The sequence below is a fragment of the Pseudomonas extremorientalis genome (assembly GCF_001870465.1).
GTDB lineage: Bacteria > Pseudomonadota > Gammaproteobacteria > Pseudomonadales > Pseudomonadaceae > Aquipseudomonas > Aquipseudomonas extremorientalis.
The window spans coordinates 1-19,581 of record NZ_MDGK01000009.1 but is presented as its reverse complement, the minus strand read 5'-3'; the positions used below and the strand labels follow the sequence as shown (position 1 = coordinate 19,581).

Genomic DNA, 19,581 nt, shown 5'->3' with positions numbered 1-19,581 from the left:
ACTTATCGGAGTTTTCAAAATGGAACGTTACATCCCTCTCACTGGAATCGATCTGGTCCCAGCCTCTCTGTTCATTGACTCAGAAGCGCCGCTCGATGTACTGCAAGCGATGGCAGATTACCGCATTCGCACCGTCACTCAGGTGTTGGAAAACATTGCCTTTCGCAGCGAGTTGGAAGCTGATTCCGTCGTGCTTTCTGACTTCGCGCAGTTGCTGGCTATCCCCTTGCGAGATGGCTGCGACCTGATGGATATCATTGGGCAACGCTTACGGGCTGAGGTTTGTACCACTGACGAAGTACCTGCAAGCCAAAGCTAAGTCGGCTCACACGCGTGGGTGCCATCGCAGCCCCCACGCGCACATTGTCCAACCACCCCACTCCCCCTTATCCTCACACCTCCCCGTCCGCCGCGAACCCGGAGCTGCCATGGACCTCGCCACCCTCGCCCTTTTCCTCCCCGCCTGCTTCGCCCTGAACATGGCGCCGGGCCCGAACAACCTGCTGTCCGTGAGCAATGCCACTCGCTATGGCTATCGCACCTCATGCCTTGCCGGTATCGGTCGCCTGCTGGCCTTTGCCGGCATGATAGCCCTCGCCTCTGCAGGCTTGGCGGTGGTGCTGCAGACGTCGGAGCTGTTGTTCTACGGGATCAAGATTCTGGGAGCGGCGTATCTGTTGTATCTGGCGTTGCAGTTGTGGCGCGCGAATCCCGAGGCCGAGGCGCAGGCAGGTACGGCCAAGGTCGGTTTGTGGGCACTGGCACGGCAGGAATTTTTAGTGGCGGCGGGCAATCCGAAGGCGATCCTGATCTTCACGGCCTTCCTGCCGCAATTCGTGGTGCCCGGCGAGCCGATCACGCCGCAGTTCGCGCTGCTGGGCGCGCTGTTCCTGGGACTGGAGTGGATCGCCATCAGTGCGTACGCCTATATGGGCCTGCATATGCGGCGCTGGTTTGCCGAGCCTCGGGGCAAGCGGATCTTCAATCGCTGCTGCGCCGGGTTGTTGTCGGCGGCGGCGTCGGTGTTGTTGATGGCGCGCAGGGCCTGAACGATGACTCGCGACGAACTCGCTGCCTTTTACCAAGGCTATATCGACTGTCTGAACCGTCAGGATTGGGAGCACTTGGGTGACTTCGTGCACCCGGACGTGACCTACAACGGCGAAGTCGTCGGCCTCGCCGGCTACCGCGCCATGCTGGAGCGGGATTTTCGCGAGATACCGGACCTGGTGTTCCGCATCCAGCTGCTGGTGGCCGACCCGCCGACCGTGGCCAGTCGCCTGAACTTCAAGGTCACGCCCAGGGGCGAGTTCTTCGGGTTGCCGATCAATGGACGCCAGGTGACGTTCGACGAAAATGTGTTCTATGAGGTGGTCGACGGCACGTTCGCCCACGTCTGGTCGGTGATCGACAAAGCGACCATCGCGCAACAACTGGGCGGCTAAACTCCACAGCGCCATTCTCACGTGGAGACCGATCATGCCCCACAAAAACACGCTCTGCCTCTGGTACAACGGCACCGCCCTTGAGGCCGCGACCTTCTATGCCCTGACCTTTCCGGACAGCCGGGTGAATGCCGTGCACCTGGCGCCCGGCGATTATCCGTCCGGCAAACAGGGCGATGTATTGACCGTGGACTTCACCGTCTTGGGCATCCCCTGCATTGGCCTCAACGGCGGGCCGATCTTCTCGCATACCGAGGCGTTTTCGTTCCAGGTGGCCACCGATGACCAGGCCGAAACCGACCGTTACTGGAATGCCATCGTCGGCAACGGCGGCCAGGAAAGCGCCTGCGGCTGGTGCAAGGACAAGTGGGGGCTGTCGTGGCAGATCACCCCACGCGTGCTGACCGATGCGGTGACCCACCCCGACCCGGCGACGGCAAAGCGCGCCTTTGACGCGATGATGACCATGAGAAAGATCGACATCGCGACGATTGAGGCGGCGATAGCGGCGGGCTAAGGCAGGGCATCCAGCATGGCGTTGGCCGCCAGGGCATGGACCTTGCGGGTGGGGTGCCATTCGTCCCAGTAATAATGCGCGTCGGGGTTGGCGCACACCGGTTCAGCCTCCGGATAAGTAGCCTGGCACGGCGTATCGAGGTCGGTGAAACCATGGGCTGTCGGGTTGGCGCGCAGTGTGTCGCTGAAAGCAAGGTGGTCGAAGTAGCTGACCTTCGCGGTACCGATCTGCGCCAGCACGGCCGGGAGTTTCTGCGCGAGCAACTGCTGGTATTTCTTCGCATTGTCGACTTGGTTGCCCTGCACCACCGCAGGCACATGGCTGAGGTCTGTGGTACCCACCACCATCACATGCCGGGCACCCGCTGCCACCAGTTGCTCAGTGGCTTTGCGGATATTCGCCAGGCTCGATTCGCTCAGTGCCTCAAGGGTTTGCGAGTGGGAGAAGTCGGCCCACTCGAAAAAGTCATTGGCCGAGATGAAGATGAAGTACAGCGCCTTGGGGTCGGCCTTGTGGGACTTGGCAGCCTGCAAGTGCTCGGCGACCTGCCCCAGGACGCCGGTGTCCTGGGAAGGCATTATCCAGGCGTAGTAATTGCCGTGGCCACTTTTGGCGCCGCCCACCGCGTAGTCGGTCAGCGGTGTGTGCAGAGCCTGGGCCAGGCCCTCGACGGCGGTCGGGCCGTTGCTCCAGCGCCCCTTCCAGTACAGCGGCCCAGGCAACGCCTGGGCGTCCTTTATGTTCTGTGCGGCGAGCTGTGTGGTGAGCGCTTCGCCCGCGCCGTTGTCGGAATAGCTGTCACCGAAGGCATACAGGTGATCGTAGGTCGAGGCGCCAAAGGCGGTCGAGGCGGACAGGCTCAGCAGAGCGGCCAAACACGCACGTCGGATCATTGCGTTTCTCCCGGAATGTCTGCACAGACTACCGGTTGGCGGCAACCACACAGGAACGATTGCGACGCGCACATATCCAGCGGCGGCCACATCACGGCTGTACAGCGACCACCCGGCTGGTTAGGCTTGGCGCCTGCAACATCCCGTTAAAGTTTCCGCGTCACCCGCCGTCACCCTGACATCCCGAATGGACTCAACGAGGCTCTCGTGCGTTTTATCACTCCGCTTTTGCTGATCGGTGGCATCGCCACCCTGGCCGGTTGTGCCACCCAGAAAACCCAGGTCGAAACCATGCTCGCCGGCGCCCTCGCCCAACCCCTGGTGGAAAACAGCATCGTGCGCGAAGGCGACGTGCTCAGCTTCGAGCTGTTGATGCCTGGCGATCCGGGCGCCCTGCGCCGCACGTTGCAAGTTGAGGCCGCCTGTTCCTCGCCGCAACTGCACCTGCTGTACCTGGATGGTTCGCAACGGGTCTACCCCGCCAGTGCCGGCCGCTACAGTTCGCCCCGCAGCTTGTCGCCGCAGTTGCGTGCAACCCTGGCCGCCAACCAGACCTTCGTCCGTGCCTGCGCCGAAACACCGAAGCCCGACTGGCGCCTGGTACAGACCAACGAGCGCGACAACCAGGTGCTGATCGACGCCAACAGTATCAAGAACGTCAACGGCGAAACGCGCTTCTGGGCCGCCTTCGATAACCCGACGGTGCTCAACGACCTGCCCTACAACGCCCCGTACGCGCAAAAACGCGAGCACTTTGCGGTGTCGTGCAAAGGCGGCACCTACAAGCAGTTGGCCGGCTACGACATGGATGCCAACAACCGCGTCAGCGACGGCCGGGTCGACAGTTTCCCTACGCCGCAGAACATCGCTGGCAGCAATGCCGACTACGAATTGCTGTTCAACAAAGTCTGCGTCAGCCCGGAAAAGATCGCCGCACTGCCCGCGTTCAAACCGCGCATGAAAGCGCCGGCCACCATTGCCCTGACCTCGGTGCAACCGGCGGTGCTGGCGGCCATCACCCAGTTGAACCTGGACAAGCCCACCCGCTCGTTCAAATACGTCCAGTTCGTGGGCACCAGCAACTACCGTGGCAAGACCAGCGATAACCAAAGCACGCAGTTCATCAGCCAGGACACACCAAGCGGCCAGTTGGCCCTGGCCACCCGTGGCGACGGCTATGAGAGCCAGGCCGTGAGCTGGCGCAACCTGTTCCACCTGGTGTCCAAAGCCACCTACGGCGGTTCGGGCATGGCGGAAAGCTCGACCCTGACCCAACTGAGCTTCACCGGTAACTGGAAGGCCCTGCCCGTGGGCGAGACCGTCACCTACACCACCGTACGCTCCAGCCTCAACAGCCTGATCGGCAGCAGCACCAACACGCAGACCAACCGTTGCCAGGTCGAGCGTGAACTGCCGGCCAGCGAACTCAACGCGAAACTGGCGGGCAGCGCCAAGGCATTGTCCTGCCGAACCGACGACGACAAGTACAAGCGCGTCAACCACCTGTACTTCCTGACCGACTACGCCTACTTCTTTGAATCGAGCACCGACAAGAACGAGTTTTTCTACTCTGACTCGCGTATCGATAAATTCGAATAAGCCCCGTTGACACACTCTGCAATATTCCATGAAGATGGAGGCCTTGCTCAGGGTGTGTCAGCTTATGTCCGCAATGCCTTCCGTTAACCGTTCCGTCATTGGCTTGATTGCCAAGGCGCAAGGTTGCGTTGCGCACGCCCTCAAATCGAAGAAACAGTCGCTCATGTGACCGGGGCGCGCTGTCCCGTCAGATGAGCTGACAGGACATTGAGCGCGACGGTCTACTCTCCCTTGCACAATTGCCCCTGCCCTTCTGACGGTGACTCAAGCGGTCAATCATCAGGAGAAAGTGCATGTCATCGTTTCAAGGTATCTGGGTTCCCGTGGTCACGCCGTTCCATGACGGCGCCATTGATTTCATTGGCCTGCACCGCCTGGTCAACCACCTGCTGGAAAAACACGTGGCCGGGATCATGGTGTGCACCACCACCGGCGAAGCGGCGTCGCTGAGTCGGCAGGAACAATTGGCGGTGCTCGATGCGGTGTTGCAATGGGTGCCGGCGCACCGCGTAGTGATGGGCCTGGCGGGCTATAACCAGATTGAGCTGCTGCACTTTCAGCGTGAAATCCTGCAACGCCCGGTGGCTGGGCTTTTGGTACCGGCGCCGAGTTACATCCGCCCGTCCCAGGCCGGCCTGGAAGCGTTCTTCCGCACCGTGGCCGATGCCTCCAGCGTACCGATCATTCTGTACGACATTCCCTACCGCACCGGCGCCATGTTCGAGCAGGCCACCTTGCTCAACATCGTCGCCCACGAACGCATCGTGGCGATCAAGGACTGTGGCGGCAACCTGGACAATACCCTCGCACTGCTGGCCAGCGGTGAGGTGGATGTGTTGTGTGGCGAAGACCTGCAGATCTTCAACGCGCTGTGCCTGGGCGCGACGGGCGCGATTGCAGCCTCGGCGCACGTCAACACGGAACAGTTCGTGGCGCTGTGCCAGCAAGTCCGCGACAACCAGTTGGCCGACGCGCGGGCAACGTTCATGCAGTTGGTGCCGCTGATCAACACGCTGTTCATGGAGCCCAACCCGGCACCGGTGAAAGCCGCCCTGGCCCTGCAAGGCTTGATCGGCAGCGAGTTGCGCGCACCGATGCAGGCAACCAGCGTGGCAGTTGTCGCCCGTTTGCGGCAGGTGCAGAACCTGCTCGGCTAATGCGCCAAAAACAGACAACGAGCGGACCGTCCGGTTGCGACCGGACCGATCCCGGCCTATCGTCGAACCCAGGCTTTGCCTTTTGCTGTCCAACCCATCCGTATTCAGGTGACGACATGCCCACGCTGCCCCGCCCCGCCGTGCTCGAACTGATCGGCAACACGCCGCTGGTTCGGGTCAGCCGGTTCGATACCGGCCCTTGCACGCTGTTTCTCAAACTCGAATCCCAGAACCCCGGTGGCTCCATCAAGGACCGCATCGGCCTGGCCATGATCGACGCCGCCGAACGCGATGGCCGCCTGCGCCCCGGTGGCACCATCATCGAAGCCACCGCCGGCAACACCGGCCTGGGCCTGGCGCTGGTCGGCCGGGCCAAGGGCTATCGGGTGGTACTGGTGGTGCCCGACAAGATGTCAACGGAAAAAGTACTGCACCTCAAGGCCATGGGCGCGGAGGTGCATATCACCCGCTCCGATGTGGGCAAGGGCCATCCCGAGTATTACCAGGACGTGGCCGCACGCCTGGCCAGGGATATTCCGGATTCGTTCTTCGCCGACCAGTTCAACAACCCCGCCAACCCCCTGGCCCACGAAACCAGCACCGCGCCGGAGATCTGGGCACAAACCCAGCACGATGTGGATGCGATCGTGGTGGGCGTCGGCTCGGCCGGCACCCTCACCGGCCTGACGCGCTTCTTCAAGCGCGTGCAACCGGCACTGCACATGGTGCTTGCCGACCCGGTGGGTTCGGTGATGGCCGAGTACAGCCGCAGCGGCAAGCTGGAAAAGCCAGGCTCCTGGGCGGTAGAAGGCATCGGCGAAGACTTCATCCCGTCGATTGCCGACCTGTCCAGCGTGCGACACGCCTATTCCATCAGCGATGAGGAAAGCTTCGATCACGCCCGGCAGTTGCTCAAGGCCGAGGGCATTCTCGGCGGTTCCTCCACCGGCACTCTGCTCGCCGCCGCCCTGCGTTATTGCCGCGAACAGAGCACGCCCAAGCGTGTGGTCACCTTTGTCTGCGACACCGGCACGCGATACCTGTCGAAGGTCTACAACGACCAATGGATGACCGACGCCGGCCTGTTGCACTACAAACACTACGGTGACCTGCGCGACCTGATTGCGCGGCGCTTCGAGGACGGCCGCGTGATCAGCGTGAGCCCCGACGACACCCTGCTCACCGCGTTCCAGCGCATGCGCCTGGCGGATGTCTCGCAACTACCGGTACTGGTGGACGGCCAGCAACTGGTCGGTGTGATCGACGAATCCGATATCCTGCTCGGCCTGCACCAGGACGCCAGCCACTTCACCCTGAACGTCGCCAGCGCCATGACCACGTCCCTGCAAACCCTGGCCCCCAGCGCCAGCCTCGCGCAGTTGCAAGCCGAGCTAGATCGCGGCCTGGTCGCCATCATTGCCGACGCGTCGGGCTTCCATGGCCTGATCACCCGCGTCGACCTGCTCAACCACCTACGGAGATCCCTTGCATGAGTCAGTCCGATAAAAGTGCGTTTGCCACCCGCGTGATCCATGCCGGGCAATCTCCCGACCCAACCACCGGCGCGCTGATGCCGCCGATCTATGCCAACTCCACCTACCTGCAAGACAGCCCCGGCGTGCACAAGGGCTTTGACTATGGTCGCTCCCACAACCCTACGCGGTTTGCCCTGGAACGCTGCGTGGCCGACCTGGAAGGCGGCAGCCAGGCGTTTGCCTTTGCCTCCGGGCTGGCGGCGATTTCGACGGTGTTGGAGTTGCTGGACGCCGGCGCCCATGTCGTGTCCGGCAATGATTTGTACGGCGGCACCTTCCGCCTGTTCGACAAGGTGCGCCAACGCAGCGCCGGGCACCGCTTCAGCTTTGTCGACCTGAGTGACCTGTCGGCCTTTGAAGCGAGTCTGCAGGACGACACGCGCATGGTCTGGGTCGAAACCCCGAGCAACCCGCTGCTGAGCCTCACCGACCTCAGCGCCATCGCACGCATCTGCCGCGCTCGCGGGATCATCTGCGTGGCCGACAACACCTTCGCCAGCCCGTGGATCCAGCGCCCGCTGGAGCTGGGCTTTGATGTGGTGGTGCACTCCACCACCAAATACCTCAACGGCCATTCCGATGTGATCGGCGGCATTGCCATCGTCGGCGACAACCCCGAACTGGCCGAACGCCTGGGCTTTTTGCAGAACTCGGTCGGCGCCATTGCCGGGCCCTTCGACGCCTTCCTCACCCTGCGTGGCGTGAAAACCCTGGCCCTGCGCATGGAGCGCCATTGCAGCAACGCCCTCGACCTGGCCACCTGGCTGGAACAACAGCCGCAAGTGGCGCGGGTTTACTACCCGGGCCTCGCGTCCCACCCGCAGCATGAACTGGCGCGCAAACAGATGCGGGGGTTTGGCGGGATGATTTCAATCGACCTGAACAGCGACCTGGCCGGCGCCAGGCGCTTCCTGGAAAACGTCAGGATCTTCGCCCTGGCCGAAAGCCTGGGTGGTGTGGAAAGCCTGATCGAACACCCGGCGATCATGACCCACGCCAGCATCCCGGCGGCGACGCGGGCGCAACTGGGAATTGGCGATGGGTTGGTGCGGTTGTCGGTGGGGGTTGAGGATGTGGAGGATCTGCGCGCGGACCTGGCGCAGGCCCTGGCGCTCATATAAACAGCTTGCCTTGATCTATGTGGCGAGCAGCCCGCTCGCCACAACAGGCCCGCTCACCACAGCACACCTGCTCAGCACAGCAAGCCAGATAGGCGTCAGGCCAAGGCGACCTTGGCCCGCGCCGCATGCAGCTTCTTGTAGCTGTCGATCAAGCGCAGATGCCGGTCCAACCCTTCCAGCTTCATGCTGGTCGGCGTCAGGCCATAAAAACGCACATCGCCCTTCACCGAGCCAATCACCGCATCCATCCGCTCATCGCCAAACATGCGGCGGAAGTTGGCTTCGTAGTCGGCCAGTTCCAGGTCGTCGTCCAGTTCCATCTCCAGCACCGCATTCATCGCCTGGTAGAACAGGCCGCGCTCGACGGTGTTGTCGTTGTATTGCAGGAACATCTCCACGCACTCCTTGGCCTCTTCATATTGTTGCAAGGCCAGGAAGATCAGCAGTTTCAGTTCCAGGATGGTCAGTTGGCCCCAGGCGGTGTTGTCGTCGAATTCGATGCCGATCAGGGTGGTGATATCCGTGTAGTCGTCCAGCTCGCTTTCGATCAGGCGCTCGACCAACGCCTGCAATTCTTCCTCGTCGAGGCGGTGCAGGTTGAGGATGTCCTCGCGGAAAAACAGCGCCTTGTTGGTGTTGTCCCAGATCAGGTCATCCACCGGGTAGATTTCCGAGTAGTCCGGCACGAGGATGCGGCAGGCGGTGGCGCCGAGGTGTTCGTACACGGCCATGTAGGACTCTTTGCCCATGCCTTCGAGAATGCCGAACAGGGTCGCGGCTTCCTGGGCATTCGAGTCTGCGCCTTCGCCAGTGAAGTCCCACTCGACGAATTCGTAATCCGACTGGGCACTGAAGAAGCGCCACGACACGACGCCGCTGGAGTCGATGAAGTGCTCGACAAAGTTGTTGGGTTCGGTCACCGCCTGGCCTTCGAAGGTCGGCTGCGGCAAGTCGTTCAGGCCTTCGAAGCTGCGGCCTTGCAGCAGTTCGGTAAGGCTGCGCTCCAGGGCCACTTCCAGGCTTGGGTGGGCGCCGAAGGACGCAAACACGCCGCCGGTGCGCGGGTTCATCAGGGTCACGCACATCACCGGGAATTCGCCGCCCAGGGAGGCGTCTTTGACCAACACCGGGAACCCCTGGGCTTCAAGGCCCTGGATGCCGGCGAGGATGCCGGGGTACTTGGCCAGCACCTGCGCCGGTACGTCCGGCAAGGCGAACTCGCCTTCGATGATTTCACGCTTCACGGCACGCTCGAAGATCTCCGACAGGCACTGCACCTGGGCTTCGGCCAGGGTGTTGCCGGCGCTCATGCCGTTGCTGAGGTAGAGGTTCTCGATCAGGTTGGACGGGAAGTACACCACTTCGCCATCCGACTGGCGCACGAACGGCAGCGAAACAATGCCGCGTTGTTCATTGCCGGAGTTGGTATCGAACAGGTGCGAACCGCGCAGTTCGCCGTCGCGGTTGTAGATTTTCAGGCAGTAGGCATCGAGGATCTCGCTCGGCAGCTCGTCGTTGGGGCCTGGCTGGAACCAGCGCTCATCCGGGTAATGCACGAACGGTGCGTTGGCCAGTTCCTCGCCCCAGAACTGATCGTTGTAGAAGAAATTGCAGTTGAGCCGCTCGATGAACTCGCCCAAGGCCGACGCCAGGGCGCCCTCCTTCGTCGCACCCTTGCCGTTGGTGAAGCACATCGGCGAATGCGCATCGCGGATGTGCAACGACCAGACGTTGGGCACGATATTGCGCCACGACGCGATCTCGATCTTCATGCCAAGGCCTGCGAGGATGCCGGACATGTTGGCGATGGTCTGTTCCAGCGGCAGGTCTTTGCCGGCGATATAGGTGCCGCCCTCGGAAGTCGAATTCGGCATCAGCAACGCCTGGGCATCGGCGTCGAGGTTCTCGACTTCTTCGATGACAAACTCAGGCCCGGCCTGTACCACTTTCTTGACGGTGCAGCGGTCGATGGAACGCAAAATGCCCTGGCGGTCCTTCTCGGAGATATCCGCCGGCAACTCGACCTGGATCTTGAAGATCTGGTTGTAGCGGTTTTCCGGGTCGACGATGTTGTTCTGCGACAGGCGAATATTGTCGGTGGGGATATTGCGCGTCTGGCAGTACAACTTCACGAAGTACGCCGCGCACAGCGCTGACGACGCCAGGAAGTAATCGAACGGCCCCGGTGCCGAGCCATCGCCTTTGTAGCGAATGGGCTGGTCGGCAATCACCGTGAAGTCATCGAACTTGGCTTCAAGCCGGAGGTTGTCGAGAAAGTTGACCTTGATTTCCATGGGGGCACACCAGAATAACGGCTAAACAAAAATGGCCGCCATTATGAGGTGTTTCACCGCGAAGTTTCAGGCTTTTGACCAATGGCTGGCGAATTGGCCAATGTGGATTAACCTTTTTGCGTTTGGCGCCGATGGACTGAGGGCAACCAGGGAGTAGTCGGAATGCGCAATAACCAGCCCGTAACACAGCGTGAGATTTCCCTCGCGCCTTCGCAAAAACTCATCTCCGCCACGGATGTCCGAGGGGTCATCACTTACTGCAACGACGCCTTTGTCGACATCAGCGGCTTTGAACGCGCCGACCTGATCGGCGCGCCGCAGAACATCGTGCGCCATCCGGATGTGCCGCCCGCCGTGTTTGCGCACATGTGGGGTGCACTCAAGCAAGGCCTGCCGTGGATGGGCATCGTCAAGAACCGCTCGAAAAACGGCGATCACTATTGGGTCAACGCCTACGTCACGCCGATCTTCGATGGCAGCCAGGTCGTCGGTTTCGAGTCGGTGCGGGTCAAGCCCACGGCCGATGAAATCCGCCGGGCCCAGGCCCTGTATCAACGGATCAGCCAAGGCAAACCGGCCGTCCCGCGCCAGGACGCCTGGCTGCCGGCCGCACTCGGTTGCGTGCCTTACGTGGCCACCGCAGTGGCCGGCAGCCTCGCCGGTCTGTTCTTCGACGCGCCGCTCGCAATTGCCGTGGCCGTCGCCGTCGCGGTGCCGGTGGGCGTGCTCTGCTCACGCTGGCGCCAAGGCAGCACACTGCGCCTGCTGCAGGGCGTAGAACCCTCGACTTCGGACGCCTTGATCGCCCAGATGTACAGCGACGCCAGCGGACCACAGGCGCGCCTGGAAACTGCGTTCCAAAGCCAGGCCGCGCGCCTGAAAACCTGCCTCACGCGCCTGCAGGACAGTGCCGAACAATTGAGCGCCCTGGCCGGGCAATCCGATCAGTTGGCCACCGCCAGCTCCAAGGGCCTGGACCGCCAGCGCGTCGAAACCGAACAGGTCTCGGCCGCCGTCAACCAAATGGCCGCCACTACCCAGGAAGTCGCCAGCCACGTCCAGCGCACGGCGGATGCCACCCAGCAAGCCAATGTGCTGACCGGGCGCGGCCGTGAAGTGGCACGGGACACCCGTGAGGCCATCGAACGTTTGTCCAGCGTGGTCAGCGAAACCGGCGCGACCGTAGCGCAACTGGCGCGGGACAGCGACGAAATCGGCAGCGTGGTGGACGTGATCAAGGCCATTGCCGACCAGACCAATCTGCTGGCCCTCAACGCCGCCATCGAAGCCGCGCGGGCCGGTGAGCAAGGCCGTGGCTTTGCCGTAGTCGCCGATGAAGTGCGCCAACTGGCACAGCGCACGTCCCAATCCACCACCCAGATCCACGGGCTGATTACCCAACTGCAGGCGTCGTCCAACAACGCCGTGCAAAGCATGGAGAACGGTCAACGCCAGGCCCAGGAAGGCGTGGCCTGGGTACTCGAAGCCGACCAGGCCCTGGTGGGCATCAGCGAGGCGGTGTCGCATATCACCGACATGACTACCCAGATCGCTGCCGCCACCGAGGAACAGAGCACGGTAGCCGAAGAGATCAGCCGCAACATCACCACCATCGCCGAACTGGCCGACCAGACGTCGACCCAGGCCCGTCAATCCACGGACCTGAGCAAGGAACTGACGAACACTGCGTCCACCCAGTATGCGTTGGTGGAGCGGTTCAACCGCTGAGCCTTCGCTGAACGCCTGGCTAGCCGGTTTGTTGTGGCTAGCCGGTGACCTGTGGCGAGCGGGCTTGCCCCGCGTTGGGCTGCATAGCAGCCCCAAAACCAGACACTGAGGAATACCTGACACATCGCAGCTCTCATTGATGGGGCTGCTGCGCAGCCCAACGCGGGGCAAGCCCGCTCGCCACAACAATCTCCTTCACTACAACATAGTATGCTTGGGTTCACCTCCACCCAATCACGAAGCCCGCCCATGTCCATCACGGATAACCTCCTCGCCTTCACCTTCGCCGCCACCCTGCTCACGCTCACACCCGGCCTCGATACAGCCCTGGTGCTCAGGACGGCGACGGTGGAAGGCAAGCGCCAGGCGCTGCAAGCTACGCTGGGCATCAACGCCGGCTGCCTGCTGTGGGGCGCAGCGGTTGCCTTCGGTCTGGGCGCACTGATCGCTGTGTCGGAAGTCGCCTTCAACCTGCTCAAGTACTGCGGCGCCGCGTACCTGGCCTGGCTGGGGTTGAACATGCTACTGCGTCCGCGCCGCTCACTGGCCAGCGCCGAGGTGCAGGGCAAGCCGGCCGGCAACTGGTTTATCAAGGGCATGCTGGGCAATGTGCTCAACCCCAAGGTGGGGATTTTCTATGTGTCGTTCCTGCCGCAGTTCACCCCCCAGGGCCAGCCGTTGATCCTGTGGACGTTCGGCCTGGTGGGCATCCATGTGCTGCTCGGCCTGGTGTGGTCACTGGTGTTGATGGGTGCCACGCAGCCGCTGTCCGGTTTCCTGCGCCGGGAAAAGGTCATCCAGTGGATGGACCGCACCACTGGAATGATCTTCATAGTGTTTGCAGCGCGGTTGGCATTCAGCAGGCGCTGAGCCGTATGGACAGTTCGATGTCATCGGCAAACGGTACAGACACGTAGCCGTTCTCCGGGGCGCGTACGTGGGCCAGGTATTCAGGGCAGTAATCGGTGTTGTCCGCCACCACCAGCGCGCCGGGGCGCAGGTGCTTTTCCACCAGGCCCAGCACGTCGCCATACAGCGTCTTGGCGCCGTCCAGCAGCAGCAAGTCCACACTGTCCGGCAGGTCGCTGGCCAGGGTGACCAGTGCGTCGCCTTCGCGGATATGGATCAAGTCACTCACCCCGCCTTCGATGAAGTGCTCACGCGCCAGGGCAATCTTCGAGGCTTCGAATTCGCTGCCGATCAGCACACCGCCGCCGTTGTCACGCAGCGCAGCGGCCAGGTGCAAGGTGGACAGGCCGAACGACGTGCCAAACTCCACAATCGCCCGCGCCTTGCTGCTGCGCGCCAGCAGGTAGAGCAGCTTGCCGGTGTCCCGCGAGACCGGCAGCCACAGGTCCTTGAGCAGCGAATACAGCGCCACGTATTCTGTCTTGCTGCGCATCAGCCGATCGCGTTCCTCCTTGGATACCGAGTTCACCAAGGGGCTGGTAGCGGCGCTGGCTTGGGTATAAAGACGTTCGATCAGGGGCGCCAAAGGCGCAGTGGTCAGACTCGACATAATGGATTTCCGTAGGGTTGGGGCTAAGATGCGACTCATTCGTCGCATTAAAAGTATGCGAGTGATTCCCATCCTTCGCTATTCGCATTCGCCCTGCTTACGGAGCCCCGTATGACCCGCCGTCAGCCCCCGTGTATTTCCACGCGCAAACAGCCACAACAGGCGCGTTCCACCGAGCTGGTGGCGGCGATTCTCGAAGCGGCTGTTCAGGTTTTGGCCAAGGAAGGCGCCACCCGTTTCACCACCGCTCGGGTCGCTGAAAAGGCCGGCGTGAGCGTAGGGTCGGTGTACCAATACTTCCCCAACAAAGCGGCGATTCTGTTCCGTTTGCAAAGTGATGAGTGGCAACAGACCACCCGGATGCTGCGCAACATCCTGGAGAAACACGATGAAGCGCCGCTGGATCGCCTGCGCACGTTGGTGCATGCCTTTATCCAGTCGGAATGCGAGGAAGCGCAGATGCGCGGGGCATTGAGCGATGCGGCGCCGCTCTATCGCGATGCACCGGAAGCGCTGGAAGTCAGGGCGGCGAGCCGGGAGACTTTCGACGCATTCATGCTGGAGTTACTGCCTCAGGTCTCCGAGCAGACGCGCGCGCTGGCCTGCGACTTGATTCTCACAACGCTCAGTTCGGTGGGTAAGGATTTTTCTTGCAGCCCACGCACGGCGCAAGAAATCGCTGTGTATGCCGAGGGGATGGCTGATATGTTTCGCGCTTATGTGAATGCGCTGAACCATCCCTGAAGCGCTCTCCCTCCAGCAAAGGACTGCCCATGAATTTCTTCAAGAAACTGTTCGGCTCGTCAAAAACAATCGATACCCCAGTGGTTGAAGTGGATTCGCCCGACCCCGACAGCGCCAACCTGGCCGCACGCCTGGCCAGCGCCGAATGCCTGGACCGTCACTGGCAGTCTGTGGGCACCGTCGAACAAGACGTCCTAGCCTACCTGATCAGCCCTAGCTTCACCGGCGGCCCTTACTGGCCGTCCACGCGCCAGGCCTACCGCGTGGTACGCCGCGCCAACAGCATCGTGCTGGCAACCGAAGGGTTATCCGACCCGTTCGACGATGCCGAAGGCCTCGGCAATGGCTTCGAAATGGAACTGTTCCTGGAAACCCCCGACATCCCCGAAAATGCCCGCGGCAACCTCGGACACGTCGACCCGCTACGCCATAGCTGGGCATTCGAACTGCTCGAACACGTCGCCAAAACCGTCGCCAACGCCGGCGGCATCACCCAGCAACTGGAAAGTCATGGCGTCCTCTCCCTGGAGCTGCCCGGTTTCAGCCAGTCGCACCTGATGAGCGATCAGTTGCCCAACTTGTTCGTCACCGCAGACGACGCCACCGGCGTCCTGCTGGGCGGACCCGCCCCGGACTTCCCTACCCGCCTCGACGACATGCCGCTCTCACCGGTGCAACTGGTGCCGGTGGTGTTGATCACGGCGGCGGAGCTTGAATATGTGCGTGAAGGTGGGCGCGCAGCGCGGGAGGATCTGGTGGCACGGTTGCAGGCGGCGGGGGTTGGGCATGTGAGTTGTGTTGGTCGGGAAAGTTTGGTTTAGGTGTTTTCATGGGGGGCGGAAATAGCTGCCTCTCGCGACAGGCATAAAACGGCCACACGGAGCCTGTCGGATGCCGCCGGGAAATCAGGGGCAATTCAGTGAGGCTGACTTGGGAACCACACATCAGGCTCTCCATACTGGCCTTCCATGGTGGTAAATAGAGCGCAAAATATGCCCGTCACACCCGATCTAAATTCCCCAGTCATTCTGGTCCCAGCTCAACAAGACGACCTGGACAATCTCGTAGCCATTCGAATTGAGGCTATGCGTGAAAGTCTGGAGCGTGTCGGGCGATTTGATCCGGTTCGCGCGCGAGAGCGGTTTCTTAGCGGTTTTGAAGCTCGCAACACACACTACATCGAGGTACTTGGAGAGAAGGTTGGTTTTGTAGTGGTCAAGCATCACCACAATGAACTCTTGCTCGACCACTTGTATGTGAGACCGAGCGCGCAAGGATCAGGTATAGGCTCTGTTGTTCTCACTCAGATTTTTAAAGTAGCGGATGCGGTTGCGCTCCCTATTAGAGTTGGAGCTCTCAAAGACAGCGCTTCGAATCGCTTTTATATCCGCCATGGCTTCCAATTCGTCGAAAGCAGTGAATTCGACAATTATTATGTTCGTCAGAGCGTTCCGGGGGTTGGCCCAGCTTGCTAGCTGGATGTGTCAACCCTGTTGTGCAGAAAAGGCCAACCGATACCTGACTTCCTCGAGTGTTGCACCGCCTCTCACCAGGTTGCGCTCAGTGCCAGGGTCTGCGACACAGCCCGCCCGGCGATAAAACCGTATAGCTCGTTCATTACGGCTCAACACCCAAAGTGTCAGGCCCTGATGGCCCTGCTCGCTCAGATACTCAACACCGGCCTTCCACAACGCCAGCCCCACGCCTGTTTGCCAGTACCCGGCCAACACATAGATGGCCATGACCTCACCGGTGTTGGCACCCGCAGCCTCCTCGTCACGGCTGGCACCGACCGATATCCAACCGACCACCTGCCCGTCCACCTCCGCGACCCAAACCTTGGGCTCGTCCGACTCAATCGAGCGCATCCAGAAGGATTCACGCTGCGCCAGGGTCGCTTGCAACCCGCTCAAATACTCGGCCGGCATCAGGTCACGGTAGGCGTCCTGCCAACTGCTGATATGCACCTGGGCAATGGCCCTTGCGTCGTCGGGTAATGCCTTGCGGATCATGCCGGTATTCCTTTTTCGAGCAATGGTCTTCCAGTAAACCCAAGCCTCATGACCGTTTGTATTCGCCGGGTGGCGACGGGGCTATCCGGCTTCGAACAAATCGCTGTCTGGGCGCCCAGGTTGGCTGATATGTTGCGAGCCTCACGAGCAAAGGGATGCACCATGCCACCGTTAGCCAGCAATGCCGCACTGCTGATCATCGACATGCAGCAAGGCATGAACCAGCCGAAGCTTGGGCGACGCAACAACCCCGGCGCCGAAGCGCAGATACAGCGCTTGCTGCAGGCGTGGCGGCAGTCCAACCGCACGGTGGTGCACATCCGCCACATATCCCGCTCGCCCGACTCGGTGTTCTGGCCGGGCCAACCGGGTTGCGAGTTCCAGCCGACCCTGCAACCGCTGGCGCATGAGCACGTGGTGGAAAAGAACGTCCCGGATGCTTTCACGGCCACGGGGCTGGAGCGCTGGCTGCATGTGCGTGGGATCCGCCAACTGGTGATCGTCGGCGTGATCACCAACAACTCGGTCGAGTCCACGGCACGTTCGGGCGGCAACCTGGGTTTTGAGGTGGCGGTGGTTGCCGACGCCTGCTACACCTTCGACCAGACCGATTTGTCCGGGCGCCTGTGGCCGGCCGAGGATGTGCATGCGCTGTCGCTGAGCAATCTGGCGATGGACTATGCCAAGGTTGTAGAGACCACTGAAATCCTGGATAGGTTGTGAGCATGACGCATCAGACCGGCAAGCGAATCGCCTTGCGCAGGTCTCCATGCTCGCTTTCGGCATGTGGCAGCGCATGCGTCCAGTCATAAAACGGCCCGCACGCGCCTCGATATCAGTTTATATGACGAACTGATCCAGAGTTATCAGGCCGACGGGCTTATCCCGGCGTGAACCAACAGATAGGCCTCCAGTTCCTCTCGTTGCCCGGACGTTACAATCGCGCCGATATACCCATCAGGCCGCACCAGCACCCACTCGCCAATCGCCAGTTGGTAGGCACGTTGAAACTGACCTTGCTCGTCAATCACATCTCCCTCAGGCCCAACGATATGGACCTGCACGCCCGGCCAAGCGGGCACTGAATCACGCGTGACGTCATACCCCAGCAGTGTCCAGTGCGTGCCCTGGAACAGATGGAACAGCCGCAGCGCCTGCCCGGCGGCACCTCGGACCGGCGCGTCCGGCGCCCGGTCGCCCGCTGCAATGCCGCTACGCACGGGGTGCTGCAACGCCAGTGAGGACTCGGGGTAGCCGATGTCCAGTTGATGAACTTCCCTGCCCCGGCGCAGTTCGCCGTGCTGCATTTCTCCCAGCAATCTGGTGGACAAACCGAGCACGGAGGCGGCCACCGGCCGGCGCTCTTCTTCATAGGTATCGAGTAAAGCCTCGGGGGCGCCCTGCACCACCGCTGCCAGCTTCCAGCCGAGGTTGTAGGCGTCCTGCACACTGGTGTTGAGGCCCTGGCCCCCGGTGGGCGGGTGGATATGCGCGGCGTCACCCACCAGCAGCACCCGGCGCAGGCAGTAGTGATCGGCCAGGCGTGCATTCATGGTGTAGGCCGATGACCAGCTCACGCTGTGCACCTGGACATCGGCGCGACCGGTGCGTTGGGCGATCAGTGCGGTGAGCCCTTCGGCGCTGAAGTCGATGTCGCCCTCGGCCGGGATCGGCCCCTGAAGCTGGAACAGGTCGGTGCCAGCCAGCGGACAGATCGCAATCTGGCGTTGCATATCCCCTTCGCCAAAGCGATGCCAGGCCTCACGCGTCAGGCCGGTAAGCACCCCATCCGCCACCAGGGCGCGCACGCCCAGGGTCTTGCCGGGGAAGCCGATAGCCAGCGCATGCCGGACAAAGCTGCGACCACCATCAGCCCCCACCAGCCAGCGGGCACGCAGGCTTTCTTCACCGCCCTGGCCGGCCAGCCTGGCGGTGACGCCATCGGCATCCTGTTCGAAGCCGACCAGCTCACAACCGAACTCAGGCCAGTGGCCCAGTTCAAGCAGGCGCTCGCGCATCACCTGTTCCGTCAGAAACTGCGGCACCATCAAGGGTTGCCGGTAGGGCTCGGCCGGTGTCGGCGCCTTGGATGCAGTGAATTCGGCATCGCTGTAGCTGCCATCGTCGCGGTAGCGCCGGTCAGTCGGATAGACTCCACCCACCGCCATCAAACGGTCGAGAATCCCCAGGTCCTCGAAGACTTCCTGGGACCTGGGCTGGATACCCTTGCCACGTGAGCCCTGGAATGGCTGGTGGTTTTTTTCGATCAGGCGGAAGCTGATGCCCCTTCTCGCCAGGTCGATCGCCAGGGTCAGGCCGGCGGCACCGGCACCGCAAATCAGTACATCGACAGCCAATTGCGCTTTCATATGGATCACCTATATGTGCAATACGCACATATTAAGAGAGGCCAACACCGTGTCAATTAAAAGCGTGCAAAAGGCACATATATCCGCCCAGCTGCGTGACCTGCATGGCTCGTTGGTCGAGATCGTAGGGGTGATGAACCGCCCTCAGCGCGACGAAGCAATGGTGCGCGAAGCCGGGATTTCCCTGGACCGCGCCCTGTTTCCGTTGCTGGTGCTGGTCGAGCGCCTGGGGCCGATTGGCGTGGTCGAACTCGCCGACCGCGTGGGCCGCGACTACACCACGGTGAGCCGGCAGGTGGCGAAGCTGGAAAGCCAGGGGCTGGTTACGCGCCAGGCAAGCGCACTCGACCGCCGTGTGCGCGAGTCGGTGATCACCGAGAAAGGCAAGGCCATGACCGACCGCGTCGATGACGCGCGGGAAAGGATCGGTATGTCGATCTTCTCCACCTGGGAGGAAGGCGATTTCGACAACCTGGTGCGACTGATGCGCAAGTTTGCCGAGGACATCAAGGAGGATTCCGTGCGTGCGACGAAGGGTATTTCCTGAAGCCATCCATCTGCAGGTTTGCTGTGGCGAGCGGGCTTGCCCCGCGTTGGGGCGCGAAGCGGCCCCCTCTCTCAGGGCCACATCGCTGTTTCAGGTAGACC

At 61.9% G+C, this 19,581-nt stretch carries 20 protein-coding genes and 1 pseudogene; 16 read left to right on the top strand and 5 right to left on the bottom strand.

Going from position 1 to position 19,581, the window contains the following annotated elements:
* The first annotated feature begins 19 nt into the window (after window positions 1-19).
* From BFN10_RS01550 to BFN10_RS01535, 4 genes are all read left to right on the top strand, one after another.
* Window positions 20-319, top strand: coding sequence for a hypothetical protein (locus BFN10_RS01550; protein ID WP_071488133.1), 300 nt, complete (start codon window positions 20-22; stop codon window positions 317-319).
* Between the two features lie 109 nt (window positions 320-428).
* Window positions 429-1,049, top strand: a complete 621-nt coding sequence (locus BFN10_RS01545) for a LysE family translocator (RefSeq protein ID WP_071488132.1) — start codon at window positions 429-431, stop codon at window positions 1,047-1,049.
* A gap of 3 nt (window positions 1,050-1,052) precedes the next feature.
* Entirely contained in the window at window positions 1,053-1,445 is a 393-nt protein-coding gene (locus BFN10_RS01540) for an ester cyclase (protein ID WP_071488131.1), read from the top strand.
* 34 nt (window positions 1,446-1,479) lie between these two features.
* On the top strand, window positions 1,480-1,962 hold the full coding sequence (locus BFN10_RS01535; protein ID WP_071488130.1) for a VOC family protein: 483 nt from the start codon (window positions 1,480-1,482) through the stop codon (window positions 1,960-1,962).
* Here BFN10_RS01535 and BFN10_RS01530 read toward each other — a convergent pair.
* Entirely contained in the window at window positions 1,959-2,855 is an 897-nt protein-coding gene (locus tag BFN10_RS01530; RefSeq protein WP_071488129.1) for an SGNH/GDSL hydrolase family protein, read from the bottom strand. The two genes, BFN10_RS01535 and BFN10_RS01530, sit on opposite strands and share 4 nt — an antisense overlap.
* Before the next feature lie 207 nt (window positions 2,856-3,062).
* On the opposite strand from BFN10_RS01530, the gene BFN10_RS01525 reads away from it, so the two are divergent.
* From BFN10_RS01525 to BFN10_RS01510, 4 genes are all read left to right on the top strand, one after another.
* Window positions 3,063-4,454 carry a hypothetical protein gene (locus BFN10_RS01525; RefSeq protein WP_071488128.1) on the top strand — a complete coding sequence of 464 codons (1,392 nt, stop codon included), beginning with the start codon at window positions 3,063-3,065 and terminating at the stop codon, window positions 4,452-4,454.
* Between the two features lie 293 nt (window positions 4,455-4,747).
* On the top strand, window positions 4,748-5,611 hold the full coding sequence (gene dapA / locus BFN10_RS01520) for a 4-hydroxy-tetrahydrodipicolinate synthase (protein WP_071488127.1): 864 nt from the start codon (window positions 4,748-4,750) through the stop codon (window positions 5,609-5,611).
* A 116-nt stretch (window positions 5,612-5,727) separates the two neighbouring features.
* Complete coding sequence (locus tag BFN10_RS01515; RefSeq protein ID WP_071488126.1) at window positions 5,728-7,104, top strand: pyridoxal-phosphate dependent enzyme; 1,377 nt, start codon at window positions 5,728-5,730, stop codon at window positions 7,102-7,104.
* On the top strand, window positions 7,101-8,267 hold the full coding sequence (locus tag BFN10_RS01510) for a cystathionine gamma-synthase (protein WP_071488125.1): 1,167 nt from the start codon (window positions 7,101-7,103) through the stop codon (window positions 8,265-8,267). The genes BFN10_RS01515 and BFN10_RS01510 overlap by 4 nt, the downstream gene beginning before the upstream one ends.
* Before the next feature lie 95 nt (window positions 8,268-8,362).
* On the opposite strand, the gene BFN10_RS01505 is transcribed toward BFN10_RS01510, so the two are convergent.
* The gene (locus BFN10_RS01505) at window positions 8,363-10,561 is read right to left on the bottom strand and encodes an OsmC domain/YcaO domain-containing protein (RefSeq protein ID WP_071488124.1); all 2,199 of its coding nucleotides are present in this window, start codon (window positions 10,559-10,561) and stop codon (window positions 8,363-8,365) included.
* A 162-nt stretch (window positions 10,562-10,723) separates the two neighbouring features.
* On the opposite strand from BFN10_RS01505, the pseudogene BFN10_RS29960 reads away from it, so the two are divergent.
* The 3 genes and pseudogenes from BFN10_RS29960 to BFN10_RS01495 form a co-directional block, all read left to right on the top strand.
* A pseudogene (locus tag BFN10_RS29960) lies at window positions 10,724-10,996 on the top strand (PAS domain-containing protein); the annotation flags it as partial.
* Window positions 10,997-11,254: 258 nt separating this feature from the next.
* The gene (locus BFN10_RS01500) at window positions 11,255-12,289 is read left to right on the top strand and encodes a methyl-accepting chemotaxis protein (protein ID WP_414860445.1); all 1,035 of its coding nucleotides are present in this window, start codon (window positions 11,255-11,257) and stop codon (window positions 12,287-12,289) included.
* Window positions 12,290-12,538: 249 nt separating this feature from the next.
* Entirely contained in the window at window positions 12,539-13,159 is a 621-nt protein-coding gene (locus BFN10_RS01495) for a LysE family translocator (RefSeq protein WP_071488122.1), read from the top strand.
* Here the strand turns inward: BFN10_RS01495 and BFN10_RS01490 are convergent.
* Window positions 13,146-13,808 (bottom strand): O-methyltransferase, encoded by a 663-nt coding sequence (locus BFN10_RS01490; RefSeq protein WP_071488121.1) that lies wholly within the window; start codon window positions 13,806-13,808, stop codon window positions 13,146-13,148. The two genes, BFN10_RS01495 and BFN10_RS01490, sit on opposite strands and share 14 nt — an antisense overlap.
* A gap of 111 nt (window positions 13,809-13,919) precedes the next feature.
* Here BFN10_RS01490 and BFN10_RS01485 point away from each other — a divergent pair, with 111 nt between their 5' ends.
* From BFN10_RS01485 to BFN10_RS28575, 3 genes are all read left to right on the top strand, one after another.
* Window positions 13,920-14,552 (top strand): TetR/AcrR family transcriptional regulator, encoded by a 633-nt coding sequence (locus tag BFN10_RS01485; RefSeq protein WP_071488120.1) that lies wholly within the window; start codon window positions 13,920-13,922, stop codon window positions 14,550-14,552.
* Between the two features lie 29 nt (window positions 14,553-14,581).
* A complete protein-coding gene (locus tag BFN10_RS01480) occupies window positions 14,582-15,373 on the top strand; it encodes a suppressor of fused domain protein (RefSeq protein ID WP_071488119.1) in 792 nt (263 codons plus the stop codon).
* 171 nt (window positions 15,374-15,544) lie between these two features.
* On the top strand, window positions 15,545-16,027 hold the full coding sequence (locus BFN10_RS28575; RefSeq protein WP_083351456.1) for a GNAT family N-acetyltransferase: 483 nt from the start codon (window positions 15,545-15,547) through the stop codon (window positions 16,025-16,027).
* A gap of 9 nt (window positions 16,028-16,036) precedes the next feature.
* Here the strand turns inward: BFN10_RS28575 and BFN10_RS01470 are convergent, their stop codons facing one another.
* Window positions 16,037-16,564, bottom strand: a complete 528-nt coding sequence (locus BFN10_RS01470; RefSeq protein ID WP_071488117.1) for a GNAT family N-acetyltransferase — start codon at window positions 16,562-16,564, stop codon at window positions 16,037-16,039.
* Between the two features lie 162 nt (window positions 16,565-16,726).
* On the opposite strand from BFN10_RS01470, the gene BFN10_RS01465 reads away from it, so the two are divergent.
* Window positions 16,727-17,287 carry a cysteine hydrolase family protein gene (locus tag BFN10_RS01465; RefSeq protein ID WP_071488116.1) on the top strand — a complete coding sequence of 187 codons (561 nt, stop codon included), beginning with the start codon at window positions 16,727-16,729 and terminating at the stop codon, window positions 17,285-17,287.
* Window positions 17,288-17,430: 143 nt separating this feature from the next.
* On the opposite strand, the gene BFN10_RS01460 is transcribed toward BFN10_RS01465, so the two are convergent.
* A complete protein-coding gene (locus BFN10_RS01460; protein ID WP_071488115.1) occupies window positions 17,431-18,933 on the bottom strand; it encodes an FAD-dependent oxidoreductase in 1,503 nt (500 codons plus the stop codon).
* Between the two features lie 49 nt (window positions 18,934-18,982).
* On the opposite strand from BFN10_RS01460, the gene BFN10_RS01455 reads away from it, so the two are divergent.
* Complete coding sequence (locus BFN10_RS01455; protein WP_231999501.1) at window positions 18,983-19,480, top strand: MarR family winged helix-turn-helix transcriptional regulator; 498 nt, start codon at window positions 18,983-18,985, stop codon at window positions 19,478-19,480.
* The last annotated feature ends 101 nt before the right edge of the window (window positions 19,481-19,581 follow it).

Bases quoted from the DNA above. Each gene is read 5' to 3' on its own strand.
- BFN10_RS01550 (WP_071488133.1), top strand. From the start codon at position 20: ATGGAACGTTACATCCCTCTCACTGGAATCGATCTGGTCCCAGCCTCT.
- BFN10_RS01545 (WP_071488132.1), top strand. From the start codon at position 429: ATGGACCTCGCCACCCTCGCCCTTTTCCTCCCCGCCTGCTTCGCCCTG.
- BFN10_RS01540 (WP_071488131.1), top strand. From the start codon at position 1,053: ATGACTCGCGACGAACTCGCTGCCTTTTACCAAGGCTATATCGACTGT.
- BFN10_RS01535 (WP_071488130.1), top strand. From the start codon at position 1,480: ATGCCCCACAAAAACACGCTCTGCCTCTGGTACAACGGCACCGCCCTT.
- BFN10_RS01530 (WP_071488129.1), bottom strand. From the start codon at position 2,855: ATGATCCGACGTGCGTGTTTGGCCGCTCTGCTGAGCCTGTCCGCCTCG.
- dapA (WP_071488127.1), top strand. From the start codon at position 4,748: ATGTCATCGTTTCAAGGTATCTGGGTTCCCGTGGTCACGCCGTTCCAT.
- BFN10_RS01515 (WP_071488126.1), top strand. From the start codon at position 5,728: ATGCCCACGCTGCCCCGCCCCGCCGTGCTCGAACTGATCGGCAACACG.
- BFN10_RS01510 (WP_071488125.1), top strand. From the start codon at position 7,101: ATGAGTCAGTCCGATAAAAGTGCGTTTGCCACCCGCGTGATCCATGCC.
- BFN10_RS01505 (WP_071488124.1), bottom strand. From the start codon at position 10,561: ATGGAAATCAAGGTCAACTTTCTCGACAACCTCCGGCTTGAAGCCAAG.
- BFN10_RS01495 (WP_071488122.1), top strand. From the start codon at position 12,539: ATGTCCATCACGGATAACCTCCTCGCCTTCACCTTCGCCGCCACCCTG.
- BFN10_RS01490 (WP_071488121.1), bottom strand. From the start codon at position 13,808: ATGTCGAGTCTGACCACTGCGCCTTTGGCGCCCCTGATCGAACGTCTT.
- BFN10_RS01485 (WP_071488120.1), top strand. From the start codon at position 13,920: ATGACCCGCCGTCAGCCCCCGTGTATTTCCACGCGCAAACAGCCACAA.
- BFN10_RS01480 (WP_071488119.1), top strand. From the start codon at position 14,582: ATGAATTTCTTCAAGAAACTGTTCGGCTCGTCAAAAACAATCGATACC.
- BFN10_RS28575 (WP_083351456.1), top strand. From the start codon at position 15,545: ATGCCCGTCACACCCGATCTAAATTCCCCAGTCATTCTGGTCCCAGCT.
- BFN10_RS01470 (WP_071488117.1), bottom strand. From the start codon at position 16,564: ATGATCCGCAAGGCATTACCCGACGACGCAAGGGCCATTGCCCAGGTG.
- BFN10_RS01465 (WP_071488116.1), top strand. From the start codon at position 16,727: ATGCCACCGTTAGCCAGCAATGCCGCACTGCTGATCATCGACATGCAG.
- BFN10_RS01460 (WP_071488115.1), bottom strand. From the start codon at position 18,933: ATGAAAGCGCAATTGGCTGTCGATGTACTGATTTGCGGTGCCGGTGCC.